The sequence below is a fragment of the Blastococcus sp. CT_GayMR20 genome (assembly GCF_004570345.1).
In genome coordinates this window covers 1-1,108 of record NZ_SPQM01000315.1, presented here as the reverse complement: position 1 = coordinate 1,108, position 1,108 = coordinate 1, and the positions used below count along the sequence as shown (strand labels likewise).

The following is a 1,108-nucleotide window of genomic DNA, read 5'->3' as shown; positions in this document are numbered from 1 at the left end:
CGGGCGGCTGCCGGCGAAGGCGGCCAGCGCCCGGGCGCGGGCGGCGTAGGCGCGGGCGGCGGCCTTGTCCGCGGCGACCGCGGCGTCGAGGTGGCCGGCGCCGGAGGTCAGCAGCCGGGCCCGGGAGTCCAGGAACCGCTGGGTCTCGTCGGTGACGAAGTCGGCCGGATCGGGGTAGTCGGCGTCGAACTCCGTCTCCAGGCAGGCGATGACGAAGGCGTCGTACTCCGCCTCCGTCAACATCACCGCATCATCGAACACGTGTTCGATGATAGCGGATGATAGGCGGGCTGACCAGGGGAAAGTGCCGCGATTCAGGCGGCGTCGCGCAGCAGCTCCCCCGAGGCTGCGGCCCGCTTCGGCAGCGGCTCGGGCGCCCGCGCCGGCCGCCGGTCGGCGGAGCGGGCCAGGACTGCGATGCCCGCACCGACGAGCGCGAGGACGGCGCCGACCCACATGGGCGCCGTGTAGCCGAGGCCGCTGGAGATGACCAGGGCGCCGAGCGCCGCGCCCACGGCGTTGGCCACGTTGAAGGCACCCTGGTTCGCCGCCGACACCAGGCTCCCGCCAGGCACACGGGCGGCCTCGATGACAGCGTTCTGCACCACCGGGCCCAACGCGAAGGAGAGCGTGCCGAACAGCACCAGCAGCGCGACCGCGGCGACCGGCGTCCGGGCCAGGAACGCGAACGCCACCAGGACGACGACCATGGCCAGCAGGCCCACGGCGACGAAGGAGAACCCGTACCGGTCGCCGAGCCGGCCGCCGGCGAGCGTGCCGATCGTGGTCCCGACGCCGAAGAGGGCGAGCACCGGGGTCACCCAGCCGGTCGGGATGCCGCCGAGCTCGGTGAGGATCGGGCTGACGTAGCTGTAGACGGCGAACAGTGCCGAGAACCCGACCATGGTCAGGCCCAGGACGAGCCAGACCTGGCCGCGCCGGAAGGCGCTCAGCTCGCTGCGCAGGTCGCTGGGCTCACCGGCGCCGGTCGGCATCCAGGCGAGCAGTCCGGCGATGGTCACCAGGCCGATGACCGCGATAGCACCGAGGACCACCCGCCAGCTCGCCTGCTGAGCGACGAAGGTGCCGAGCGGGACGCCGATGACGT

At 73.3% G+C, this 1,108-nt stretch carries 2 protein-coding genes; both read right to left on the bottom strand.

Features of this window, described 5'->3' with window-relative positions:
- Positions 1-261: hypothetical protein (locus E4P40_RS27655; protein ID WP_135161477.1), on the bottom strand; the 261-nt coding region annotated here is incomplete at its 3' end.
- A gap of 53 nt (positions 262-314) precedes the next feature.
- The coding region (locus E4P40_RS27650; RefSeq protein WP_135161476.1) for an MFS transporter at positions 315-1,108 on the bottom strand (794 nt) is incomplete at its 5' end.